This window comes from Agromyces sp. Root1464 (assembly GCF_001427265.1).
Lineage (GTDB): Bacteria > Actinomycetota > Actinomycetes > Actinomycetales > Microbacteriaceae > Agromyces > Agromyces fucosus.
This window is the reverse complement of record NZ_LMFU01000001.1, coordinates 1,158,544-1,180,408: the sequence shown is the minus strand read 5'-3', so window position 1 is coordinate 1,180,408 and position 21,865 is coordinate 1,158,544. Positions and strand designations below refer to the sequence as shown.

Genomic DNA, 21,865 nt, shown 5'->3' with positions numbered 1-21,865 from the left:
GGGCCGGCAGCGGGCATCCTGTGCGCGGGCAGCGCAACACGCGCCTGTGGAGGGGGAGTGACCGCCTCAGGCGAGGAGCACCGCATCGAGCGCGTGCACGCCGACCCGGCCGAGACGCCCTCCGGTGCCGATCGTGTCGACGATCGCGCTGCCGAGCACGAGCGCCCACGCTCGAGCACGGTCCCACATCGCGGCATCCGTCTCGCGAAGCCGGCCGAGTTCGGCGCGGAAGACGGCCCGCGCCGGAGCGTCGAAGGTGAGCCATGCCGTCGCGAGATCGCACGCCGGGTCACCGGCGCAGACGTCGCCGAAGTCGACGACGGCCGCGAGGTCTCCGGATGCCGCGAGTACGAGGTTCGCCGGATGCAGGTCGCCGTGCACCCACGCCGGCGCACCCGACCATTCCGGCGCGGCGAGTCCACGGTTCCAGGCGGCGCGGAGCGCCTCGATTCTTTCGGGATGCGTCCCGGCGAGTCCGCGATCGAGCCTGCCCTGCACGACCTCGTCGCGCTCGGCGAGCGGTACGCCCCGGTACACGTTCACCGGTGCGTCGGCCGGAGCGGTCACCCCGAGTTCCGCGACGAAGTTCGCGAGTGACGACGCGGCGGTCGCTCGCGCTTCGGGCGCGATGTCGGCCGCGCTCACCCCCTCGAACCAGGGAAGGATGCTCCACGGGAAGTCGAAGCCCAACTCGGGAGCCGGGCGGCCGATCCGCACCGGGGCGGGCACCGGCACCGAGACGCGGTCGGCGATCGACGGCAGCCAGCGCTGCTCGTGCAGCACCAGGCCCGCGGCGACGGTTCGACGCGGCAACCGCACCAGGTGACGTTCACCGAGACGGAACATCGCGTTGTCCCATCCGTTCGCGAGCAGCACGACCGGGCCGGCGAGGTCGGGATGCTGCGCCGCCACGAGCTGCCCGGCGAGGCGTTCATCGACGAGGATGTCGGGCTCGGGGGCATCCGTCATGCGTCCACCTCCCGTCTGCCCGCTCGGTTCGACCGCCCAGCGTACCGCCGCCCCCGAATTGGTGCTGTGCGATCGACCGATGTCGTCCACAATGGAACCCATGACGCGAGCGGATTCCGCGGGGGACGACGCGCCTCCGTTTCGGGTGTCCTTCGTGTGCACGGGCAACATCTGCCGTTCGCCGATGGCCGAGGTCGTGTTGCGGGCGCACGCCGAGCGCGCCGGGCTCAGCGACCGGCTGGCGATCGAGTCGGCCGCGACCGGCGACTGGCACGTCGGCGAGCCGGCCGACCGGCGCACGATCGATGCGCTCGAGCGCGCCGGCTACGACGGGCACCACCACCGGGCTCGGCAGTTCGAAGCGGCCGACTTTCCACGGCTCGATCTCGTGGTGGCCTTCGACCGCGGCCAGGCGCGCATCCTGCGCAACTGGGCGCCGGGGCCCGCCGAGCAGGAGAAGGTGCGGATGCTGCTCGAGTTCGGGCCGGAATCGGCCGATCTGCAGGACGTGCCCGACCCCTACTACTCCGACGAACCGATGTTCGATCGAGTCCTTGAGATGATTGAACGGTCGACGTCGGCGCTCTTCCGACAACTCGCACCAGCACTCAGACAAGGAATCCGATGACTTCGCTGCCTCCCCAGCCGCTCAGCCCCCTCGACGGTCGCTACCGCTCGGCGGTCGGAGAGCTCGGCGAGCACCTCTCAGAGGCCGGCCTCAACCGGGCGCGCGTGCACGTCGAGGTCGAGTGGCTCATCGCCCAGACCGACCGCGGCTTCTTCGGCTCGTCGCCGCTCAGCGACCACCAGAAGGCGAGCCTGCGCCAGGTCGTGGCCGACTTCGGCCAGCCCGACATCGACGAGCTGGCCGGCCTCGAGGCCACCACCCGCCACGACGTGAAGGCCGTCGAGTACTACGTGCGCCGCCGCCTCAGCGACCTCGGCCTCGACGCGATCGCCGAACTCACGCACTTCGCCTGCACGAGTGAAGACATCAACAACCTCTCCTATGCGGTCACGGTGCGCGACGCCGTGCGCGAGGTGTGGCTGCCGAAGTACCGCGCCGTCATCGAGACGATCGAGTCGCTCGCCCGCGAGCACCGCGACGCGTCGATGCTCTCGCGCACGCACGGGCAGCCGGCGACGCCGTCGACCATGGGCAAGGAGCTCGCGGTCTTCGCGTACCGCCTCCGTCGCATCGAGCGCCAGATCGAGGCGACCGAGTACCTCGGCAAGTTCTCGGGCGCGACCGGCACGTTCTCGGCGCACGTCGTGGCAGCACCGGATGTCTCGTGGCCCGAGGTCTCCCGCGAGTTCGTCGAGTCGCTCGGCCTCACGTGGAACCCGCTCACCACCCAGATCGAGTCGCACGACTGGCAGGCCGAGCTCTACGGCAAGATCTCCCACGCCAACCGCGTGCTGCACAACCTCGCGACCGATATCTGGACCTACATCTCCCTCGGCATCTTCCGCCAGATCCCCGCGCCCGGCGCGACCGGCTCGTCGACGATGCCGCACAAGGTCAACCCGATCCGCTTCGAGAACGCCGAGGCGAACCTGGAGCTCTCGAGCGCCCTGCTCGACTCCCTCGCCGCGACGCTCGTGACCAGCCGCATGCAGCGCGACCTCACCGACTCGAGCGCGCAGCGCAACATCGGCGTCGGCTTCGGGCACTCGATGCTCGCGCTCGACAACATCCAGCGCGGGCTCGGCGAGATCGACCTCGACCTCGTGGTGCTCGCCGCCGACCTCGACGGCAACTGGGAGGTGCTCGGCGAGGCGATCCAGACGGTGATCCGAGCCGAGGTCGTCGCCGGTCGCTCGACGATCGCCGACCCCTACGCCATGCTCAAGGAGCTCACGCGCGGCAAGCGCGTCGGTGCAGCCGAACTCGCCGAGTTCGTGAACGGGCTCGAGATCGGCGACGACGCGAAGCAGCGGCTGCTCGCGCTCACGCCCCAGTCGTACACGGGCATCGCCTCGGAACTCGTCGACCGCCTCGGCTGACGCCGCGCCGCGGCATCCGCCTCGTGCAGGGTGCCGCGGTCGCCGAGTCGCAGGATGATCCTGGCGACTCGCGGCGGCCCAGCGGCGCGCCGTGCGAATCGTCCTGCGACTCGGCGAACGCCGTCGTGCGAAGAGGTCAGTGGCCGGGCGAGGCGGGCGGAGCCGCCGGCGGCTCGTCGCCGTCGATCTCGGCCGTCTCTTCGGCATTGGGCTTGATCGCCATCGACAGCAGCGCCAGCGTCACGAGCACGACGATGAACGCGATGCCGGCGATGATCAGGGCCAGCATGAGGTCGCGCGCCGTGATGAGCACGACGAGGCCCGTGAAGATCGCGGCGATCGCCGCCCCGCCGACGTACTCGATCGGGCGGAGCACGTCGCGACGGCTCGGCTTGTACTCACCGGGGGTGTTGGTCACGAGGTCGGCTCCGTTCCGGGGGCGTCGGGCGCGGCATCCGCTGGGCTGGTGGCCCACTTCAGCGAGAACCCGCCGATCAGCAGGTAGACGCCGAGGATGACGAGGTAGCCGCCGAGCAGGCCGACCGCGGTGACGGCGTCGAGCGGGATGAGGAGGAACACGAGCGCGAGGATCGCGGTGAATGCGCCGGCGGCGATCCAGTCACGGGCGGCGGGAGTGCGGCCGCGCGCACGGAGGCCGGCGAAGAGCTCGAGGATGCCGGTGACGGCCGCCCAGACGCTCACGAGGTAGAGCAGGAACGGCAGGCCGCCGGGCACCGTCAGCGCGAGTAGTCCGGCGGCGACGGTCACGACCGCGGCGATCACGAAGAACGAGCGGATGCCGCGGTCCTCGGTGAATCGCATCGACAGCGCGCCCGTGACGAGGCCCGACACGACGGCCCAGAGGCCGAAGACGAAGAGGCCGAAATCGGGGGAGTGGTTCTGCGAGAACGTGATGGCGGCGGCGGGCACGAGTGCCAGGATGCCGCGGACGACCGGGACGACCCAGTAGCGGGCGCCCTCGGGAGCGGCTGCGATGGCCACTTGACCTCTTTCACATCGGTTGGGGTACCGATCCATCCTACGTTGGCGGCGCGGGTGCCGAGTCCTGAGCCGGCGGCCGCCCCTCGCCAGGCGCGTTGCAGGCGACGAGGGCCGCGCCGAGCCGGTGCAGCTCTCGTCGGAGGGACTCGGGCTCGGCCACCTCGAGGTACTCGGCCCACCCCGCGAGGCCCCGCGCGATGATGGCCTCGGTTGGTGCCGTGAGGGTGACGCGGGAACGCGCGGGGTCGACCTCCACGGCATCGACGGCGCGCTGGCCGAACTGCGTGTGCAGCAGCGGCACGATGCCCGAATCGACGATGACGGTCGCGGTCACTGCAGACCGCTGCTGATCGACCTCGGCGGTGACGCGCTCCCAGACCTCGGCGAGATCGAGGCCGTCGGGTCGCTCGGCGGCCTCCCCGGTGGGAGCGGCGTCGAGCATCCGGTCGACGCGGTACGTGCGCTCCGCACCGTCGACCCCGCCGAGGAGGTACCAGCGACCGTGCTTCTGCACGAGCCCCCAGGGGTCGACCACGCGATCGGCCGGTTCCCGGTTCCACGCGGCGTAGCGGATGCGAAGCCGTGCGCGGTCGACGATCGCCGCTTCGAGCACGGGCAGCAGTTCGGGGCGGTCGGTCGCCGGCCGGCCCCACTCGCCGGGATCGATGACGACCGCCTCGGCCGCCGCCTCGGCGTCGGTGCGGAACGTCTCCGGCAGGGCTCGCACGAGCTTGCGCAGTGCCGTCTTCGCCTCCGGGGCGATGGATGCCGCGGGGCCGACGAGCAGGAAGAGGGCACGCGCTTCTCCGGCCGACAGTCCGCTCAGGTCGGTGCGGGCCCCGCCGAGCAGCTGCCATCCGCCCCCGCGACCGGCCTGCGGGTAGACGGGGATTCCGGCGGCCGACAGCGCCTCGAGGTCGCGACGAGCGGTGGCGATCGAGACCTCGAGCTCGTCGGCGAGCTGGGCAGCGGTCACCCGACCCCTTGCCTGCAGAGTGAGGAGCACTGCCACGAGGCGGTCTGCGCGCATGACTCCATTCTCGCGAAAAAAGTAGTCAGAGGGTGAGCACTTCTGCGTTCGAGACTGTACTCACGACTGAACGCCACTCGAAGGGAACCGCTCATGCTCAGGGGATTCGCCACTGTCAGCTACTACGCCGCCGACCTCGAGGCGGCCACCGCCTGGTACGGCGACGTGCTCGGCATCGAACCGTACTTCCGCCGGCCGGGCTACGTGGAGTTCCGTGTCGGCGACTTCCAGCACGAGCTCGGCATCATCGACGCGCAGTACCGCCCGACGAGCGCGGATGTCCCGGCGGGCGAGATCATCTACTGGGCCGTCGACGACGTCACGGCCACGTACGAGCGCCTGCTCGAACTCGGAGCCGCGAGGTACCAGCCGCCCATGGAGCGGGGGCCCGGCTTCACCACCGCGTCGGTCGTCGACCCGTTCGGCAACATCCTCGGCGTCATGTTCAACCAGCACTACCTCGACGTGCTCGCCGAACGGTGAACCACGCTGCCGGGCGATGAGCGCAAGCTCACCGCCCAGCACGGTCACAGCGCCCGGAGGATGTCCTCCACGCGCGCCTTCGCGTCGCCGAACAGCATCTGCGCATTGTCGCGGTGGAAGAGCGGGTTCGCCACCCCGGCGTAGCCGGCCGACATCGAGCGCTTGAAGACGATCACGTTCGACGACTCCCACACCCGCAGCACCGGCATTCCGGCGATCGGGCTACCCGGGTCCTCGGCGGCCGACGGGTTGACGGTGTCGTTCGCCCCGATCACGAGCACCACCGACGTCTTCGCGAAGTCGTCGTTGATCTCGTCCATCTCCTCGACGATGTCGTAGGGCACCTTCGCCTCGGCGAGCAGCACGTTCATGTGCCCGGGCAGGCGACCGGCGACGGGGTGGATGCCGAAGCGCACGTCGACGCCCCGCTCGCGCAGCCGGCTCGTGAGCTCGGCCACGGGGTACTGCGCCTGTGCCACGGCCATGCCGTACCCGGGCGTGATGATGACCGACGTGGCGTCGCGCAGCAACTCCGCGGCATCCGCTGCCGTGACCTCGCGGATCTCGCCCGCCTCCTCGCCGTCGCCCGACGAGGTCGGCGCCGCGATGCCGAAGCCGCCCGCGATCACCGAGATGAACGAGCGGTTCATGGCCTTGCACATGATGTACGAGAGGTAGGCACCCGAGGAACCGACGAGCGCGCCGGTGACGATGAGCAGGTCGTTGTTCAGCAGGAAGCCCGCCGCGGCCGCCGCCCATCCCGAGTAGCTGTTGAGCATCGAGATGACGACCGGCATGTCGCCGCCGCCGATGGAGGCAACAAGGTGCCAGCCGAGCGCGAGGGCGAGCGCGGTCACCACGACGAGGAGCCAGAGCTCGGGCGTGATGACGTACCAGACCGTCAGCGCCACGAAGGCGACGAGCGCCCCGAGGTTCAGCACGTTCTTGCCGGGCAGCATGAGCGGCGCCGACGACATGCGCGCCGAGAGCTTCAGGAACGCGACGATCGAGCCCGTGAAGGTGACGCCGCCGATGAAGACGCCGATGAAGACCTCGGCGTGGTGGATGTCGAGGAGTGCACCGCTCATGCCGGTGGCCTCGAGGGCGCCGTTCCAGCCGACGAGCACCGCGGCGAGGCCGACGAAGCTGTGCAGCAGGGCGATGAGCTCGGGCATGCCGGTCATCGCGACGACGCGGGCGCGCCAGAGACCGATCGCGCCGCCGACGAGCACGGCGACGACGAGCAGGATGAGGCCGGTCGTCGCCTGCGGCGAGCCCCAGGCGTCGGCGAACGTCGCGTACACCGTGGCGACGAGCGCGATGGTCATTCCCGCGATGCCGTAGCCGACACCGGCCTTGGCGGTGTCGTGCCGGCTGAGCCCCGCGAGGCTCATGATGAACAGCAGCGCCGCCACGATGTAGGCGGCACCGGCGATCGACGCCGGGGTCAGCAGGGTCTCGGCCTCAGCCACGGTCGGCTCCAGTCCTGGCGTTGTCGGCAGCTCCGCGCGCGAACATCGCGAGCATGCGTCGGGTGACGGCGAATCCGCCGAAGATGTTGATGCTGGCCAGCAGCACGGCGACGGTGGCGATGACCTGCACGGCGAGCACGTCGCTCGTGATCTGCACCATGGCGCCGACGATGATGATGCCAGAGATCGCGTTCGTCACGCTCATGAGCGGCGTGTGCAACGCGTGCGCCACCTTGCCGATCACGTAGAAGCCGACCACGACCGCCAGCACGAGCACCGTGAAGTGCTGCGGCAGCGGTGCCGGCGCGATCGCGTTCACGGCGAAGAGCGCCGCGATGCCGATCGCGACGAGCACGACCTTCTTCACGGGCGACATCGGCCGCTTGGGCTCCGGTGCGGCCGCGACATCCTTCGCGCCGCCTGCCGAAGCGGATGCCGCGGCTCCCGGTGCCGCTGAAACCTGCACGGGCGGTGGCGGCCAGGTGACGGCGCCGTCGCGCGCGACCGTCACCGATCGCTGCACGACGTCGTCGAAGTCGAGCACGAGCTCGCCGTCCTTCGCGGGCGTGAGGAGCTTCACGAGGTTCACGACGTTCGTGCCGTAGAGCTGCGAGGCCTGCGTCGGCAGGCGCGAGGCGAGGTCGGTGTAACCGAGGATCACGACGCCGTTCGGCGTGACGATGCGCTCGCCCGCGACGGAACCCTCGACGTTGCCGCCCATGCCCGCCGCCATGTCGACGATGACGCTGCCCGACTTCATGCTCGCGACGTCGGCCGCGGTGATGAGCCGGGGCGCCGCGCGGCCCGGGATGAGCGCCGTCGTGATGATGATGTCGACGTCGGCGGCCTGCTCGGAGTAGATCTCCGCCGCGCGCCGGTCGTAGTCCTCGCTCGTCGCCTTGGCGTAGCCGTCGGTCGACTGCTCGACCGCGACCTCGACCTTCAGGTACTCGCCGCCGATCGACTTGACCTGATCGGCGACCTCGGGCCGCGGGTCGGTGGCCCGCACGATCGCGCCGAGGCTCGATGCAGCGCCGATCGCGGCGAGGCCGGCGACGCCTGCACCGGCGACGAGCACCTTGGCGGGCGGAACCTTGCCGGCCGCCGTGACCTGCCCGGTGAAGAAGCGACCGAACTCGTGCGCCGCCTCGACGACGGCGCGGTATCCGGCGATGTTCGCCATCGAACTCAGCACGTCCATCGACTGCGCGCGCGAGATGCGCGGCACGGCGTCCATCGCGAGCGCCGTGACGCCGCGGGCCGCGAGCGCCTGGAGCAGCTCGGGCTTGAACGCCGGGGCCAGCAGGGCGATGAGCGTGGCGCCCGACGCCAACTGCGCGATCTCGGCCTCGGTCGGTGCGTTGACCTTCAGCACCAGGTCACTCGCGAACGCGGTGGCGCCGTCGACGAGCTGGGCTCCCGCCTCGACGTAGGCGTCGTCGGGGAACGCCGACCGAGCGCCGGCGCCCGCCTCGACGACGACCTCGTAGCCGAGGGCGATCAACTGCTTCACGGTCGCCGGCGTTGCGGCGACGCGGGTCTCGGGTCTCTGTTCGGTGACGACCCCGATGCGCGTCATGCGGTACTCCTCATTCGTCTTCTCCATCGAAGCGGTGCAAGCCCGGTCGCTTGCGCTCGCTCAGCGTAGAACGCAGGCGACGATGATCGGGAGGATTTCACAGGAATCAGAAGCGAAGGAACCGCGGATCTTTCGCGCGGCGGAAATCTGCATGTCCGATGATCGAGCGACGCGTTCTAGTATCGGACGGAGGCACGATCGTGTCGCGGTCAGGAGGCGGGACGAATGGTCGCAGACGACGCCGCCCGAGCCGGATCGCAGACGCTGAGCCGCGGCATCCGCATTCTCGAGATCCTGGCCGACGCCGACCGCGCCCTCTCGATCGACGAGGTCGCCGCAGTCCTCGCGGTGCACCGCTCGGTCGCCTACCGGCTCGTGCGCACCCTCGAGCACCACGGCCTCGTCACCCGCGACGCGGCCGGACGCCTCGCGCTCGGCACCGGACTCGCGGCCCTCGCCTCCGGCGTCGCCCGCGACCTGCAGAACATCGCGCTGCCCGAACTCAACGCCGTCGCGAACGAACTCGGCATGACGTGCCTGCTCGCCGTGCTCGCCGACGCCGAGGAGGCGGTGACGCTCGTGAGCGCCTCACCCCGCCAGTCGATCGCGGTGGTGTCGTACCGGCCGGGCCACCGGCATCCGATCACGCGAGGCGGGCCGGGCAAGGCGATCCTGCTGAGCCTCCCGCAGAGCGGGTGGCCGGCCGAGGTGCCCGACGGGCTGCGCGAGGAGATCGCCGAGAGCCGCCGCCGCGGGTACGCCCTCAGCCACGACGAGGTGGTGCCGTCGCTCGCGTCGGTCGCAGTGCCGCTCGTGCTGCCCGGACAGCCGCCGGCATCGATCGCCGTGATCCACGTCTCGTTCTCGCGGCCCGAGGCCGAGATCGCCGAGCGCCTTCGGCTCGCCGCTGAGGCGGTCACGCGCGCCTACGGCGCCTGACCGACCGTTCGCGAACGCCTACCGCGCGAGCATCTGCCCTGCGAAGAAGTCGCCGAGTTCGGCGGTCGCCGACAACGGCAGCACGTGCGCGACGTACCCGTCGGGGCGCACCACGACGACGGCGCCGCCGCGCGAGATGCCGCGCTCGTCGAAGATGTCGGTCGGGCACCAGTAACTCGGTGCCGCGGCGAAGACCTTCTCCCAGTCCATGAGGCCGAGCGGTCCGCTCTTCGGGCGGAACACCTCGGGCGCGCGGGTGATGTCGATCGCCTCGTGCGGCTGCTGGTAGATCACCTTGACGTCGAACACCGCGTCGACGTCGGCGCCCTGCGGGGTGAAGCGCGCGAGCGGCGCGTCGGGCGACGACATCCATTCAGCCCATGCGGTCAGCGCGGATGCCTCGCCGGCACCGGGCGCATCGGCGAAGGCGTACACGCGCCAGCGACCATCGGCCTTCGCGTGGTGGCCGAGGTGCACGACGTTGCCGTCGCAGACGAACGACACCTGCGAGGACTTGAAGCGCTTGCCGATCGGGAACCCGGTCGCCAGCCCCTGGTGCTCGGCGTCGCCCGTGATCATCGACGGCCCGTACTGCGTCATGAAGCCCGACGGGAACTCGGCGGTGCCGAGATAGAAGGTCGCGAGCTCCTGCGGGTCGGAGATCTCCTCGGGCTTGCGCGCCATGAGCGACGACCACTCGCGGTCGAAGTCGATGAGCTGCTGGGCGACGGGCTGCCGCTCGGCCGAGTAGGTCGAGAGGAGCGTCTCGGGCGCAAGGCCCGACACCACCGAGCCGAGCTTCCAGCCGAGGTTGAAGCCGTCCTGCATCGACACGTTCATGCCCTGACCGGCTTTCGCGCTGTGCGTGTGGCACGCGTCACCGGTGAGGAACACGCGGGGCGAGGCATCCGCTTCATCGCTCGAACGGTCGTCGAAGTGGTCGGTGACCCGGTGCCCGACCTCGTACACGCTGAACCAGGCGACGTCGCGCACGTCGAGCGTGTACGGATGCAGGATGTCGTTGGCCTTCGCGATGATCGCCTCGATGGGGGTCTTCCGCACCTCGTGGTTGTCGTCTCGAGCGACCTCGCCGAGGTCGATGTACATGCGGCTGAGGTACCCGCCCTCGCGGGGGATGTGCAGGATGTTGCCCGCGACCGAGTTGATCGCGCACTTCGTGCGCCAGTCGGGGAAGTCGGTGTTGACCACCACGTCCATCACGCCCCAGGCGTGCGCCGCGATGTCGCCGAGGTGCTTGCGCCCGATGGCCTCGCGCACGGCGCTGCGGGCGCCGTCGCACCCGGCGACGTACTTGGCGCGCACGGTGCGCTCTTCGCCGGCGCGCTCGCCCGCGACGTAGCGGAGCCGCACCTCGACGGGGTGGTCGCCCGCCCCGGGCGTGCCGGCCTCGTGCACGGTGAGCCCCGTGAACTCGACGCCGTAGTCGGGTGCGATGCGCCCGGGGCCGTGGGCGGCGGCTTCGGCGAAGTAGTCGAGCACGCGCGCCTGGTTCACGATCAGGTGCGGGAACTCGCTGATCTTGTATCCGTAGTCTTCAGTGCGCGACGTGCGGATGATGTTCTGCGGCGCCTCGGGGTCGGGTCCCCAGAAGTTCATGTAGCCGATGTTGTAGGCCTCGGCGGTGATGCGCTCGGCGAAGCCGAACAGCTGGAAGGTCTCGACGCTGCGCGGCTGGATGCCGTCGGCCTGACCGAGCACGAGGCGGCCATCACGACGCTCGACGATGCGCGTGACGACGCCGGGGTACTGCGAGAGCTGCGCCGCGAGCAGCATCCCGGCCGGGCCCGAGCCGACGATGAGCACGTCGATCTCGTCTGGCAGCTCCTCGGGGCGGTCGATGCCGACGCCGGCCGCGGGCTGCACCCGCGGGTCACCGGACACGTAGCCATGGTGGTGGAACTGCACAGCTTCTCCTCACTGCTCTGTGGGCATGCTTCGATGGCCGTCGGGCGACTCAAGCATGTTCGATAATCGAACGCTTCATTCTCATATCGCGCACCCAGCATAACCCCTGCGGCGAATCCGCGGCCACCAGCAGCGCACCGCTGCGCGATAGCGCCGGAACTCGTCCCCGAAGCGCGCCTCGAGGTCGGATTCCTCGTGCGGACGCACTGCGAAATTCCACACGAGCGATCCGAGGACCGCGTACACGACGACCAGCCAGGAGGAGAGGAGGAGCCCCACCGCGACGCCCTGGACGATTCCCGAGATCGCCATCGGATTGCGGACGTATCGATACGGGCCGGCGATCACGAGACGATTCGGCATCGCCGCAGGCAGCGGAGTGCCGTTGCCCTTGGTCGACATGGCCGCGGCCGACCAGATACCCAGCGCGCTCGCGAGCAACAGCACGACGGATCCGGCGATCCGGAGGAACGGCGGGAACCCGGCCGCGAGTCCCCAACGCTGCTCGAGGAGGTCGATGACGAGCGGACCGACCACGAGGAACAGCCCCCAGAACACGACGATCTGGGCCGCGGTACGGGCGGCGTGCACCCGGGTACCGGCCCGGGCATCGGCAGGCGCGAAGGCGAACGGACCGACGAGGATCCACTCGGTCGGCACTCGCCCGAGGAGCAGGAGGCACAGGGCGAAGACGGATGCACCGGCAGCGGCGGTCATGAAGAGCACGCCCCAGCCCGCCTCCGAGGTGAGGGTCGCGTACGCGGCCAGTGCCACCGTGACGGCGATCGTCCATCCCGTGGCCACGACAGCCGCGAACCGGATCCCGAACGCGGCCGCCGCCGAAGCGCCGACGAAGAGCGGCACGTCGAGGGCGGCGACCATGACCGGGTCCAGTCCGCCGAGCGTCGCCTCGCGCACGACGGGCGACAGGAACACGGCGAACCACCACGCCGCACCGGCGACTGCCTGCACGGCGAAATACCTCCGACCCCAGCGCATGGGCACACGGTAACACCGCTACACCGGCTTCGGATGCCGCCGCCATCACCGTTGCACGACGGTCGCCATCATCCGCTTCAGAGCACGCCCGACGGGCGCTGCTCAAGAACTCCACCGCTGGCGGATCGTCGGGCGACGAGCAGGCGGATCGCGATCGCCACCTGCACCACCAAGCACACGAGCCCGAGGGTCAACGCCATCGACGCCGCATCGAACGGGACCTCCGCCGGGTATGAGGCATAGTGCCCGGTCACAGGCTGCCCACCCGGGCCGATCAGGAAGAGGAAGGAGAACGCCAGGAGCGCCGGCACCGGCACCGTGACGAGCCAGCGGTCCACTGCGGTCCAGCTCGCGGACCGCAGCACCAGGACGACGCCGGTGAGCCACGCGCCGATGGCAGCGACGGCGAGTACCGCGGCGAACATGTTGCCGGTGCTCATCATGACGACGGCGGGCGGCACGACTGCTGACATGACCACCAGGCCGGCGATGGCGAACGAACCGTTGCGGCTCGTCTTGGCGGTGCCCGTTGCTCCGATGGAACCCGCCGCCCTGAAGCGAGCAGCGGCCCACCCCGCGGCGAACACCATCGGCAGCAGCACATACCGCGCGATCGGGTCGAGGAGCGCAGCAGCGTCTGGCAGTGCCGGTGCGATGGCGCGGCATTGGTCGCCCGTGCAGACCTCGATCACCGAGACCGACGCACTCACGGCGGTCACGACCAGCGCCAGGGCTCCTGCCGTGGTTGCGATCGCTGCGAAGCCGATCGTCCGCTCGGCGGCGCTCCAGCCGCGGGAGGCCGAGAGGACGGCGATGCCGATCAAGACAAGTGCCGCAGCGATCGACGCCGTCACCGGAAGCCAGGCCCAGCTTCGAGCCGCGAGCGCCGAGGCCACGACGATGAGGAGACCGACGGGTGCAGCGGCGATGACGACGGTCGCAGCGGGCCATCGGTCGAGTCGGCCGAGTACTCCATGCCGCGGCATCTCGTGGGCACCGGCCCGCGGCACCTGCAGGACGCGTGCAGCGCCGTCCTCCTTCCGGCGGCGGAGTCGAAGCAAGAGGAACAGAACGACGATGAGCGGTGTCGACATCGCGAACGACCAAGCGATCGGGCCGGACACGATGCTGAGGAACGGAAGGCCGAACACGAGCACGACCGGGCTCAGAACCGTCCCGACCAGCTTGTCGCCGATCGTCCATCGAGGCGAGCACCAGAGCAGAATTAGCCCAGAAAGCGACACGAGCGGCGACACCAGCATTCCGGTCAGCAGCATGAGCAGCGTCACGATGACGGCGACCGGGGAGCCGAAGATTCGCTCCATCGCCGGCTCGACGGCCGCGACCGATGCAGTGGTCGCGGAGCGCGTCTCGCTCGCAGGCGCCGGCGCGGACGCCGGACGCTCGACGGCGGCCGCGACCAGTGCTGGATCGCCCAGCTCTCGGAGCACCTGACGCACATCGAGTCGGGTTCCCGTGCGCTCGGCGTCGTCTGCGGCCTGGCGCACATGCTCGGCGAGTTCCGCCACGATTCCCTCGGCCTGCGTGGGGTCGATCGCCGCGACCGCGCGACGCACCTCGGTGAGGTAGGCGTCGACTCTCGGGTCGGTGTGCAGCTCGGTCATCGTGTCGTCCTCTCGTCGTCCGTCTTCGCGCCGCGGTCATCGTCGCCGTCATCGTCGCCCTGCGCCAGCGCGGCATCGACGGATGTCGCGAATCCCCGCCAGCTGGCCTCGAAGCCGACGACGGCGTCAGCTCCCGCCGCGGTGAGCCGGTAGTACCTGCGCGGCGGACCGACGGCCGACTCCTGCCAGTCGGTCTCCACCCAGCCCGACGCGCGCAGACGCGCGAGCAATGGGTACAGCGAGCCTTCACTCGCGAGCAGCCCCAGGTCGAAGAGGGTTTTGGCGAGATCGCGACCGTACACGTCGCCCCGGCGAACGATGGCGAGCGCGCACCATTCGAGCACTCCCTTGCGGAGATTCGTCTGGACGCGATCGGCCGGATACATGTGATGCACGGTACCAGTCGATGCATGGTAGCGGAAGGGTGGTCATCCGCCCGTTCACGAGGCCGAAGATCCTGACCGCGCGCCGGCCGCCGCCATCACCGTTGCACGACGGTCGCCGAAGCTAGGCTTCGAGCGTGACTCAGCCCAATGTGCGCCCGAAGATCGTCATCACCAGCGTCGACTCGGCGCCAGACGACCTCCTGGAGCAATTGCCCGTGCACGCCGAGCTGGTGCGGATCCTGCCGGGGTCCGACCGACCCGACTACAGCCTGGCCGTCGCGAAGAAGCCGATCCACTTCCGCACCACCCTGGCAGCCCTCGAGCGGGCCGGCGTCGACCCGGGTGCGGCCGACCCGCAGATGATCCGGGTGCACGACGACGGTTCGGTCGACCTCGTCATCTTCGGGCTGGTGATGTGTGCTCGGGTCGCGGGCGAGACGATCCACCTCGCCATGCAGGACTTCCCGGTGAACATCGCCTACGTCATCGACAACACGCAGCTGCGCGACGCCTCGGTGGACTTCTCCAAGAGCTACTTCGCCGCGATCGGCTTCGTCAGCATGGATGAAGTGCGTCCTCGGTGACGTCGGCGCGACCCCGTATTCACGGGGTCACGAGCACGGCCTCGGTTGCTGTGCGGATCTCGACGACGGTGCCGCTTCGGCGGGCCGCTTCGGCGGCCCACACGATCTCGTGTGAACGCAGGCTCTCCCGTCCGCCGGACTCGACGAGCGCGCGATCACCCGAACGCACCGCGGTGAGGAACGCATCGATGAGCGCCGTGTCAGCACCACCGTGGCCATCGGCCGCACTGGCGCCGCCATCGATCGCGGTTTCGATCGTCTCCTTCTTGTCGGTCTCGAAGTCGTGGATGACGAGGTTCCGGCCGTCACCGTCGATGCTTCCCCGGCTGCCGAAGATCCTCGTCTTGCGGAAGTCGAGTTCGGTGAATGCGGTGACGGTGAACGATGCGGTCGCCCCGTTCGCGTATTCGAGGTTCACGACCTGGTGGTCGGCGACGTCGTTGTCGCCGTTGAACACGCAGGACCCGTAGGGGCCGGTGCGGAGCGCCTCGCCGATTCGTTCGGGCGTGACCGGGTCGGCGAGCACCGCGAGAGGCCAACGCTCGCCGACCGGATCCCCGAGGAACCGCTCGTAGATCCGCGGAGCCGAGTAGGCGCAGGTGCCCACGAGCGGGCAGTCGACACATCGGTCGGCGGCCGTTGCAGGCTTGTTCGCTGGGGTGAAGAAACTCAGGCTGCCGAATGAGGAGACTCGGCGAACCGGCTCGCCGATGATGTGGCTGAGCCAGTCGAGGTCGTGGCTCGACTTCGCCATGAGCATCGAGCTGGACTCGGCCTCCCTCGCCCAGTTGCCGCGAACGTACGAGTGCGCGAAATGCCACCAGCCGATGGGCTCGAGATGCTCGACCGAGATGATCTCGCCGATTCGACCGGCGTCGAGCAGTTCCTTCAGGGCGCGACTGTACCCGCTGTACCGCATCACATGACACACCATGAGCAGTACATCGTTGCGTTCCGCTGCCTCCACGATCCGTTCGCTGTCCGCGGCAGTGGGCGCCATGGGCTTCTCGAGGAGGAGGTGGTATCCGGCATCGGCGAAAGCGATGGCCGGGTCGGTGTGGAGGCGATCCGGGGTCGCGATCACCGCGGCATCCGCGAGCCTCGGCAGGGCTGCGAGGTCCCGCCAGTCGGCGAAGACGGATGTCTCGGGGAGCTCGTACTCCGCCGCGAATGAGGCGCGTCGTCGGGGGTCGGGGTCGACGACGGCGACGACCGCCCCGCGACCGGAAGCTGTCGCCAACCGGGCGTAGTTGGTGCCGCGGGATCCGGCTCCGATGACGGCGAGGCGCACGATGTCGGGCATTGATGGGACTTTCTGGTCGGTGCCGGCGCTCACTTGATGGCGCCTTGCAGCATGCCGCTGATGAACTGCCGCTGGAAGATGAAATAGAGGATGACGATCGGCGCAATGACGATGAGCGTGCCGGCGGCCAGCAGGGGAATGTTCTCGCCGTACTGCTGCACGAACGTGCCGAGGCCTGACGGGGCGGTGCGCATGGAGGGATCCCTGAGCAGGATGAGGGCGAGGAGGAACTGGTTCCATGCCCACATGAAGTTGAGCAATCCGAGGGTGACGAGGGCGGGGCGCGCGGTCGGCAGGAGCACCTGCGTGAGGACACGGAAGCTCGAAGCTCCGTCCAGCTCGGCGGCTTCGATGAGTTCGCGCGGGATCGCCTCGAAGTGCGAGCGCATCCAGAAGATCCCGAATGGCATGAACGCACCGGCCAGTGGCAGGATCACCGCCCAGTAGGTGTCGATCAACCCGATGCTTCGGAAGTCGAAGTACAGCGGGATCACGATCGCCTCGTACGGCAGCGTCAGCCCGGCGATGAAGAACGCGAAGAGCGCGCCTTTTCCACGCAGCCGCATGGTTCCCATGGCGTAGCCGGCGAGGGTCGCGCAGATCAACGCGATCGGCACCACCACGAGCGCGATGATCGCGCTCGATCGGATCAGCGAGGCGAAGCCCGCTGCGGTCCATGCCTCGGCGAAGTTCGACCACTGCGGATCGCTCGGCCACTCGAGGCGCGGCGCCAGGGTGCTGCTCGGCTGCAGGGCTGCGCTCATGAGCGCGAGAAACGGGATGACCACCGATGCTGCCGCGATGAGGAGGAAGGCGTTCGAGAGAACGCGTGAGGCGACGCGGTTCATGATCGCTCCTTTCCGAGTCGACCGACGACGGCGACGATGGCGAGGATCAGCGCGCTGAGCACGGTCGCGAGGGCGCAGGCGACACCGACTCGGTTCGAGGTGAAGACGAGTTGGTAGATGAGCACGCCCGGCACGGTCGTCGTTCGACCGGGGCCCCCGCCGGTGGTGACGTAGACGACGTCGAAGCTCGCGAGTGCGGAGATGATGGTCACGGTGACGGCGATCACGATCTCGGGCCGCAGGCCCGGCAGTGTCACGTGGAAGAACTGGCGCACGGCGCCCGCACGGTCGATCCGCGCCGCCTCGTACAGGGACGGATCGATCTTCTGCATGCCCGCGAGGAGCAGCATGGTGCAGAGTCCGGTCGTCACCCAGGTCCCGACGAAGCCGACCGCGAAGTAGGCCCATTCGAAGTCGCCGAGCCATGCGCGGGTGAGGTCGCCCAGGCCGGCACCGGTGAGCACCTGGTTGATCGGGCCGTCAGTGCCGTAGAGATAGCGCCAGATCACGCCGACCGCGACGAGCGGGAGGATCTGCGGCAGGAAGAGGATCGTGCGCAGGATGCCCGCGCCACGACGCTGCCGGGCCGCGATGACGGCAGCGATGATGAGGCCCAGGCCGACCGGGAGCACCGTGTAGAAGAAGATGAATCCGAGCCCGTTCAGGAGCGCCCTCTGCAGCAGTGGCTCCGTGAGGACCGTCACGTAGTTCTCGAGGCCCACCCAGGTCGACGGTCCGATTCCGTCCCAGTCGTAGAACGAGATCCAGATGCTGTGCAGCCAGGGCGCAGCCACGAACAATCCGTAGAAGACGAAGGCCGGCAATATGTAGAGCAGTGCAGTGCGCGCCTGTCGACGATGCGAGCGGCGAAGAGCCGGCCGATGACGTTCCGGCTTCGAGGTATCGACCTTCGAAGTACCGACCGCGGAGGGCGCGACCCGGTCGGCCTCGACCGCACCGGCTGAGGCGGGGGCGGGAGCGCCGTTGATCGACGCCCCCGCATTCGCGATGGCCGAGCGGTTCCGCAGGTCAGCCCTGACCATGCGTCTGGGCCCAATCGGCCTGAACCTGGGAGATGAAGTCCTCGGGCGAGATCTTCGCCGCGAGGAGTTCCTGGCTGGCAGCGGTGAGCGTGTCGTTCATCGTCGCCGTAGCGTTGTTGTTGAAGCCGACCAAGCCGTTCGACTCGACGACCTGGCTCCAGGCGTTCACGATGCCCTCCTTGACCGTGCCGGGCTCCGGCGTGGCCGCCGACGGGTCGACGGGCATGAAGCCCTGGGCGAACTGCTGCTCGGACGCCTCGGGCGAGTTGAGGAAGTCGAGGAACGCGGCAGCCGCGTTGGGATGCTCGCTCTTCGACGAGATCGCATAGGCGACCGAGGTGCCGATCGCGGTCACGTTCTCGCCGGGGAAGGGTGCGAACCCGGCATCCGTGCCGAGTCCGTCGCCGATCTTGGAGGCATCCCAGTTGCCGTCGACGAAGAAGAGGCCCTCACCCTGCACGAAGTTGTCGACCGCACCCTGCAGGTCGACGCCGTTGGCGTCGGCGGGGATGTATCCCTTCGCAGCCCAGTCGGCGAGCTTGGTGGCAGCGGCGGTGTTGCCGTCTGTGGCGAAGTCGCTGCCGGCAGCCCCGAAGACCCACTTCGCAGCCTCGGCCGCCCCATCGGCAGCCTGCCCCATCAGCTGCACGACGAAACTCGAGTGCCCCTGCGAGTTGCCGAGCTGCAGCGGCAGCACGCCCGCCGCCTGCGCCTTCGCGAGGTCTGCTTCGAATGCGTCGAGGCTCGTCGGCGCCTCGGTGATGCCGAGCTTCGCCGCGATCGCCTTGTTGTAATACAGACCGACGATCGAGAAGCCGGCTGGTGCGGCGTAGAGCGCGCCGCCGGGTCCCAATGTCGTGCCGTCTTCGGCGACCCGCCACTGGTCGAGCTGGTTGCTCGGGTAGACGTCCGCCCAGTCGTACAGCTCGGCGTACGGGTCGAGGTCGAGCACGAGGTCGTTCTTGACCGTGTTCGCGACGCTGTTGAGCAGGACGATGTCGGGGGACTCGTCCGAGCTGAGCGCGAGATTGACGCTCTTGTTGTAGTCCTCGTAATTCGTCTGCGTGTAGTCGATCGTCACGCTCGGGAACTGCTCCTCGAACGCGGCGATCGTCGCCTTCGTGGACTCACCCGACTCCGGCGTCGAAACGAGGCTGAGCGTGATCTCCTCGGCACCGAGGTCCTTGCTCGCCTCTTCGCGAGGACCGCTCGAACTGCTCGATGCGCCGGGCGCGCACCCGGCAAGAAGGCCCGCGACGGCGAACGCGCCGAGAGCGGAGAGGACGAACTTGCTCCGTTGCATGATGCTCCTAGTTGACTGCTGTGTGGGCCCTTCGGGTATTTCACAAGGGCTTTTCGTTTTGGGACGTTACGCTCTCCGCCTCGGACTGTCAACACGGGCGGGACATTTTCACAAATGCCCTTCGTTTTGTAGACTTCGGTCACGACCTAGGAAGCTGGTGGCTGCTGTGACGCAGATGAGCGGGAGTGACGTTGCAACGCTGCGCTGGATCAACTCGCGCGCCGTACTGAGCGAACTCCACTTCAACGACGGCGATCCACGCTCCGTCACGGAACTCGCTGCACGGGTGGCACTCTCTCGACCGACGGTCGAAGCAGCGCTGAACGACCTCACCGCCGAGGGTTGGGTGGAGGAGATCTCCGCCGCTGCCGAGCCGCACAAGGCAGGGAGGCCGGCGCGCCGCTATCGCTTCGCAGCCCTCGCCGGAGTCGTCGTCGGCATCGATGTCGGCCCACACAACGCCGCCGTGATCGTCGCCGACCTCCGTGGACACCACCTTCACGCCGAACGGCGGAGCGCGCTGGACCTCGAGTCGGGCGACGCCGCTTGGAACGCGATCCACGACCTGGTCAAGCACTCACTCGAGGCCGCCGGCGTCAACGGGGCGCAGATCCGCGCAATCACGGTCGGGGTACCCGCGATCGTCGATGCCGATGGCGACATCGCCCTGACCACGGTGGTGCCCGACTGGCTCGAATCGCACCTTCCGCAACGACTCCGCAACGCCTTCCCGGCATCCAACGTGTCGTTCGACAACGACGCCAAACTGGCGACGCGCGCCGAGGCGGCATGGGGCCACGCGGTCGGCGCTGCAGACGCGATCTTCCTGCTCGCGGGCCATCGCATCGCGGCGGGCCTGATCGTCGACGGCCGGGTCATCCGTGGATACCACGGCGGTGCCGGTGAGATCGGCGCCAACGCCAGGATCGGTTGGAACGACGCCGTGGAACGGTTCCACCGACGCGCAGGTGACCGGAGCGTGGATTCACTCCTGAGCGGAGCCGCGAGTGGCGAGGCGCACGCGGTCGCGGCGGTGAACGCGTTCGCCGAGGAGATCGCCGGTGGACTCGCGACGCTCATCCTCGCCATCGACCCGCAGATCGTCGTCGTCGGCGGCGGGTTCGCGCGGGCCGGCTTGCCGTTCGTGCGCGCCCTCGAGGCGGCGGTTTCGCCGTATTGCCTCTACGTTCCGCAGTTCAGCCTCTCGCCGCTCGGCTCGGACGCCGTCGCACGAGGAGCGGTCGCCCGCTCGCTCGACTACGTCCGTACCGCGGAGATGGCGTTGACCGCCGCCTGAGCACGAACGCATCGATCATGAGTCGGCGGCGGTGCGCCTGCCCAGCGCGAGCGCCGCACCAGCGAGGGCTGAGTCGACGACGAGTTCGGAGATGAGGCCGGATCGTGCGAGCGCGAGCACCGCCTCGGACTTGGCGGCACTCGCAGCGACGGCGATGACCCGCGGCGTCGCTCGGAGCCGGTCGGTGGTGACTCCGACGCAGCGATCGGCGAAGTCGGGTGCCATCTCGCGACCCAGGCTGTCGAGCATGGTGACGCCGATCTCCGCGACGGCGCCGCGGTCGACGAGGTCCTGGCGGACCTCGGGCGCGAGGACGTCGTAGAGCTGGGACGACGGCGGGTTCCAGCTGCCGACCGCCATCACGGCGGTGGTCACCTGCTCGTGCCGTTCGAGGACGCGAGCGATGTCGGACTGATTCCGGAACGCACGGGCGGTGGCGACGTCGTCGGCGACGAGCGGCGCGAACAGTGGGAGGACATCGCCGCCCGAGCGCAGCCCGATGCGTCGTACGATCTCCACCGGAGAGAGGTCCGGGGTCATCTCGGTCGCTCCGGTCAATTGCACGACGGAGATCCGCGGGAGTTCATCGATCGCTTCGGCGGTCGCGCCGAGGGTCCGCCCCCATCCCATCCCGAGCGTCTCGCCGTCCTGCAGCGTCTGGGTGAGGAGTGTGGCGGCCGCCCGTCCGACGGTGCGCCGTACGTCGTCGTCGTTCCCGGATGCTCCGACGACGACCGCTCTCTGCAATCCGAGTTCGTCGCGGAGCGCGGCCGACAGCGCCTCATCGACGACGCCGTCATCGGCGATCGTGATGTTCACGATGCCCCATTCGCGGGCGCTTTCGAGGAGGCGGGCGACCTTGAACCTGGAGACGCCGAGCTCGTCGGCGATCTGGACCTTGCTCTGATCATCGAGATAGAAGCGCCGCGCCGCGTTCACGGCGAGCGCCCGGTCGAGGATCGGGTCGACGTCGTTGATCGAGCGCTTCGACACTGGTATTCCTCTCGATCGGGTTGCGCGGGTCGGCACTCCTCATTATCTTGGAAGTCAAACGAGCACGCAAGGCGCTC

General features: G+C 69.2%; 21 protein-coding genes. 6 read left to right on the top strand and 15 right to left on the bottom strand.

What is annotated here, in order from left to right:
• Positions 1-66 precede the first annotated feature (66 nt).
• Complete coding sequence (locus tag ASD23_RS05385; RefSeq protein WP_056007245.1) at positions 67-969, bottom strand: aminoglycoside phosphotransferase family protein; 903 nt, start codon at positions 967-969, stop codon at positions 67-69.
• A gap of 100 nt (positions 970-1,069) precedes the next feature.
• On the opposite strand from ASD23_RS05385, the gene ASD23_RS05380 reads away from it, so the two are divergent.
• Both ASD23_RS05380 and purB read left to right on the top strand, forming a co-directional pair.
• On the top strand, positions 1,070-1,597 hold the full coding sequence (locus ASD23_RS05380) for a low molecular weight protein-tyrosine-phosphatase (protein WP_056007242.1): 528 nt from the start codon (positions 1,070-1,072) through the stop codon (positions 1,595-1,597).
• Positions 1,594-2,976, top strand: coding sequence for an adenylosuccinate lyase (gene purB / locus ASD23_RS05375; protein ID WP_056007239.1), 1,383 nt, complete (start codon positions 1,594-1,596; stop codon positions 2,974-2,976). The genes ASD23_RS05380 and purB overlap by 4 nt, the downstream gene beginning before the upstream one ends.
• Before the next feature lie 136 nt (positions 2,977-3,112).
• On the opposite strand, the gene ASD23_RS05370 is transcribed toward purB, so the two are convergent.
• Genes ASD23_RS05370 through ASD23_RS05360 form a run of 3 tightly spaced genes read right to left on the bottom strand, consistent with a single transcriptional unit; the run spans position 3,113 to position 5,008 of the window.
• Positions 3,113-3,394: a hypothetical protein gene (locus ASD23_RS05370; protein WP_056007236.1), complete on the bottom strand. Its 282-nt coding sequence runs from the start codon at positions 3,392-3,394 to the stop codon at positions 3,113-3,115.
• Complete coding sequence (locus ASD23_RS05365; protein WP_056007233.1) at positions 3,391-3,978, bottom strand: HdeD family acid-resistance protein; 588 nt, start codon at positions 3,976-3,978, stop codon at positions 3,391-3,393. The genes ASD23_RS05370 and ASD23_RS05365 overlap by 4 nt, the downstream gene beginning before the upstream one ends.
• A gap of 37 nt (positions 3,979-4,015) precedes the next feature.
• On the bottom strand, positions 4,016-5,008 hold the full coding sequence (locus ASD23_RS05360) for a helix-turn-helix transcriptional regulator (RefSeq protein ID WP_056007229.1): 993 nt from the start codon (positions 5,006-5,008) through the stop codon (positions 4,016-4,018).
• A 93-nt stretch (positions 5,009-5,101) separates the two neighbouring features.
• Here ASD23_RS05360 and ASD23_RS05355 point away from each other — a divergent pair, with 93 nt between their 5' ends.
• On the top strand, positions 5,102-5,491 hold the full coding sequence (locus tag ASD23_RS05355; RefSeq protein WP_056007226.1) for a VOC family protein: 390 nt from the start codon (positions 5,102-5,104) through the stop codon (positions 5,489-5,491).
• A gap of 44 nt (positions 5,492-5,535) precedes the next feature.
• On the opposite strand, the gene pntB is transcribed toward ASD23_RS05355, so the two are convergent.
• The gene (pntB, locus tag ASD23_RS05350; protein WP_235507657.1) at positions 5,536-6,885 is read right to left on the bottom strand and encodes a Re/Si-specific NAD(P)(+) transhydrogenase subunit beta; all 1,350 of its coding nucleotides are present in this window, start codon (positions 6,883-6,885) and stop codon (positions 5,536-5,538) included.
• Positions 6,886-6,955: 70 nt separating this feature from the next.
• Positions 6,956-8,542, bottom strand: a complete 1,587-nt coding sequence (locus ASD23_RS05345; protein ID WP_056007931.1) for a Re/Si-specific NAD(P)(+) transhydrogenase subunit alpha — start codon at positions 8,540-8,542, stop codon at positions 6,956-6,958.
• Positions 8,543-8,767: 225 nt separating this feature from the next.
• Between ASD23_RS05345 and ASD23_RS05340 the strand changes: the two genes are divergently transcribed.
• The gene (locus ASD23_RS05340) at positions 8,768-9,481 is read left to right on the top strand and encodes an IclR family transcriptional regulator (RefSeq protein WP_056007219.1); all 714 of its coding nucleotides are present in this window, start codon (positions 8,768-8,770) and stop codon (positions 9,479-9,481) included.
• Between the two features lie 18 nt (positions 9,482-9,499).
• Here the strand turns inward: ASD23_RS05340 and ASD23_RS05335 are convergent, their stop codons facing one another.
• The 4 genes from ASD23_RS05335 to ASD23_RS05320 all read right to left on the bottom strand — a co-directional run bounded on the left by ASD23_RS05335 (position 9,500) and on the right by ASD23_RS05320 (position 14,417).
• Positions 9,500-11,407, bottom strand: a complete 1,908-nt coding sequence (locus ASD23_RS05335) for an FAD-binding monooxygenase (protein WP_056007216.1) — start codon at positions 11,405-11,407, stop codon at positions 9,500-9,502.
• A gap of 81 nt (positions 11,408-11,488) precedes the next feature.
• Positions 11,489-12,406: a methyltransferase family protein gene (locus ASD23_RS05330; protein WP_056007213.1), complete on the bottom strand. Its 918-nt coding sequence runs from the start codon at positions 12,404-12,406 to the stop codon at positions 11,489-11,491.
• A 77-nt stretch (positions 12,407-12,483) separates the two neighbouring features.
• Complete coding sequence (locus ASD23_RS05325) at positions 12,484-14,031, bottom strand: HAAS signaling domain-containing protein (protein ID WP_056007210.1); 1,548 nt, start codon at positions 14,029-14,031, stop codon at positions 12,484-12,486.
• On the bottom strand, positions 14,028-14,417 hold the full coding sequence (locus ASD23_RS05320) for a PadR family transcriptional regulator (protein WP_056007206.1): 390 nt from the start codon (positions 14,415-14,417) through the stop codon (positions 14,028-14,030). Before ASD23_RS05320 ends, ASD23_RS05325 begins: the two co-directional genes overlap by 4 nt.
• 134 nt (positions 14,418-14,551) lie before the next feature.
• Between ASD23_RS05320 and ASD23_RS05315 the strand changes: the two genes are divergently transcribed.
• Complete coding sequence (locus tag ASD23_RS05315; protein ID WP_147305655.1) at positions 14,552-15,001, top strand: hypothetical protein; 450 nt, start codon at positions 14,552-14,554, stop codon at positions 14,999-15,001.
• A gap of 19 nt (positions 15,002-15,020) precedes the next feature.
• On the opposite strand, the gene ASD23_RS05310 is transcribed toward ASD23_RS05315, so the two are convergent.
• The 4 genes from ASD23_RS05310 to ASD23_RS05295 all read right to left on the bottom strand — a co-directional run bounded on the left by ASD23_RS05310 (position 15,021) and on the right by ASD23_RS05295 (position 19,498).
• On the bottom strand, positions 15,021-16,304 hold the full coding sequence (locus ASD23_RS05310; RefSeq protein WP_056007200.1) for a Gfo/Idh/MocA family protein: 1,284 nt from the start codon (positions 16,302-16,304) through the stop codon (positions 15,021-15,023).
• A gap of 29 nt (positions 16,305-16,333) precedes the next feature.
• Positions 16,334-17,152: a carbohydrate ABC transporter permease gene (locus ASD23_RS05305; RefSeq protein WP_056007197.1), complete on the bottom strand. Its 819-nt coding sequence runs from the start codon at positions 17,150-17,152 to the stop codon at positions 16,334-16,336.
• Positions 17,149-17,946 carry a carbohydrate ABC transporter permease gene (locus ASD23_RS05300; protein ID WP_235507632.1) on the bottom strand — a complete coding sequence of 266 codons (798 nt, stop codon included), beginning with the start codon at positions 17,944-17,946 and terminating at the stop codon, positions 17,149-17,151. Before ASD23_RS05300 ends, ASD23_RS05305 begins: the two co-directional genes overlap by 4 nt.
• Positions 17,947-18,181: 235 nt before the next feature.
• Complete coding sequence (locus ASD23_RS05295) at positions 18,182-19,498, bottom strand: ABC transporter substrate-binding protein (RefSeq protein WP_056007194.1); 1,317 nt, start codon at positions 19,496-19,498, stop codon at positions 18,182-18,184.
• 157 nt (positions 19,499-19,655) lie between these two features.
• On the opposite strand from ASD23_RS05295, the gene ASD23_RS05290 reads away from it, so the two are divergent.
• Complete coding sequence (locus ASD23_RS05290; protein WP_162248730.1) at positions 19,656-20,795, top strand: ROK family transcriptional regulator; 1,140 nt, start codon at positions 19,656-19,658, stop codon at positions 20,793-20,795.
• A gap of 15 nt (positions 20,796-20,810) precedes the next feature.
• On the opposite strand, the gene ASD23_RS05285 is transcribed toward ASD23_RS05290, so the two are convergent.
• Positions 20,811-21,788, bottom strand: coding sequence for a sugar-binding transcriptional regulator (locus tag ASD23_RS05285; RefSeq protein ID WP_056007188.1), 978 nt, complete (start codon positions 21,786-21,788; stop codon positions 20,811-20,813).
• Positions 21,789-21,865 lie beyond the last annotated feature (77 nt).

Coding starts and splice junctions, on each gene's coding strand:
- ASD23_RS05305 (WP_056007197.1), bottom strand. CDS start 17,152: ATGAACCGCGTCGCCTCACGCGTTCTCTCGAACGCCTTCCTCCTCATC.
- ASD23_RS05325 (WP_056007210.1), bottom strand. CDS start 14,031: ATGACCGAGCTGCACACCGACCCGAGAGTCGACGCCTACCTCACCGAG.
- ASD23_RS05310 (WP_056007200.1), bottom strand. CDS start 16,304: ATGCCCGACATCGTGCGCCTCGCCGTCATCGGAGCCGGATCCCGCGGC.
- ASD23_RS05295 (WP_056007194.1), bottom strand. CDS start 19,498: ATGCAACGGAGCAAGTTCGTCCTCTCCGCTCTCGGCGCGTTCGCCGTC.
- ASD23_RS05355 (WP_056007226.1), top strand. CDS start 5,102: ATGCTCAGGGGATTCGCCACTGTCAGCTACTACGCCGCCGACCTCGAG.
- pntB (WP_235507657.1), bottom strand. CDS start 6,885: ATGAGCCTCGCGGGGCTCAGCCGGCACGACACCGCCAAGGCCGGTGTC.
- purB (WP_056007239.1), top strand. CDS start 1,594: ATGACTTCGCTGCCTCCCCAGCCGCTCAGCCCCCTCGACGGTCGCTAC.
- ASD23_RS05320 (WP_056007206.1), bottom strand. CDS start 14,417: ATGTATCCGGCCGATCGCGTCCAGACGAATCTCCGCAAGGGAGTGCTC.
- ASD23_RS05360 (WP_056007229.1), bottom strand. CDS start 5,008: ATGCGCGCAGACCGCCTCGTGGCAGTGCTCCTCACTCTGCAGGCAAGG.
- ASD23_RS05345 (WP_056007931.1), bottom strand. CDS start 8,542: ATGACGCGCATCGGGGTCGTCACCGAACAGAGACCCGAGACCCGCGTC.
- ASD23_RS05340 (WP_056007219.1), top strand. CDS start 8,768: ATGGTCGCAGACGACGCCGCCCGAGCCGGATCGCAGACGCTGAGCCGC.
- ASD23_RS05380 (WP_056007242.1), top strand. CDS start 1,070: ATGACGCGAGCGGATTCCGCGGGGGACGACGCGCCTCCGTTTCGGGTG.
- ASD23_RS05385 (WP_056007245.1), bottom strand. CDS start 969: ATGACGGATGCCCCCGAGCCCGACATCCTCGTCGATGAACGCCTCGCC.
- ASD23_RS05330 (WP_056007213.1), bottom strand. CDS start 12,406: ATGCGCTGGGGTCGGAGGTATTTCGCCGTGCAGGCAGTCGCCGGTGCG.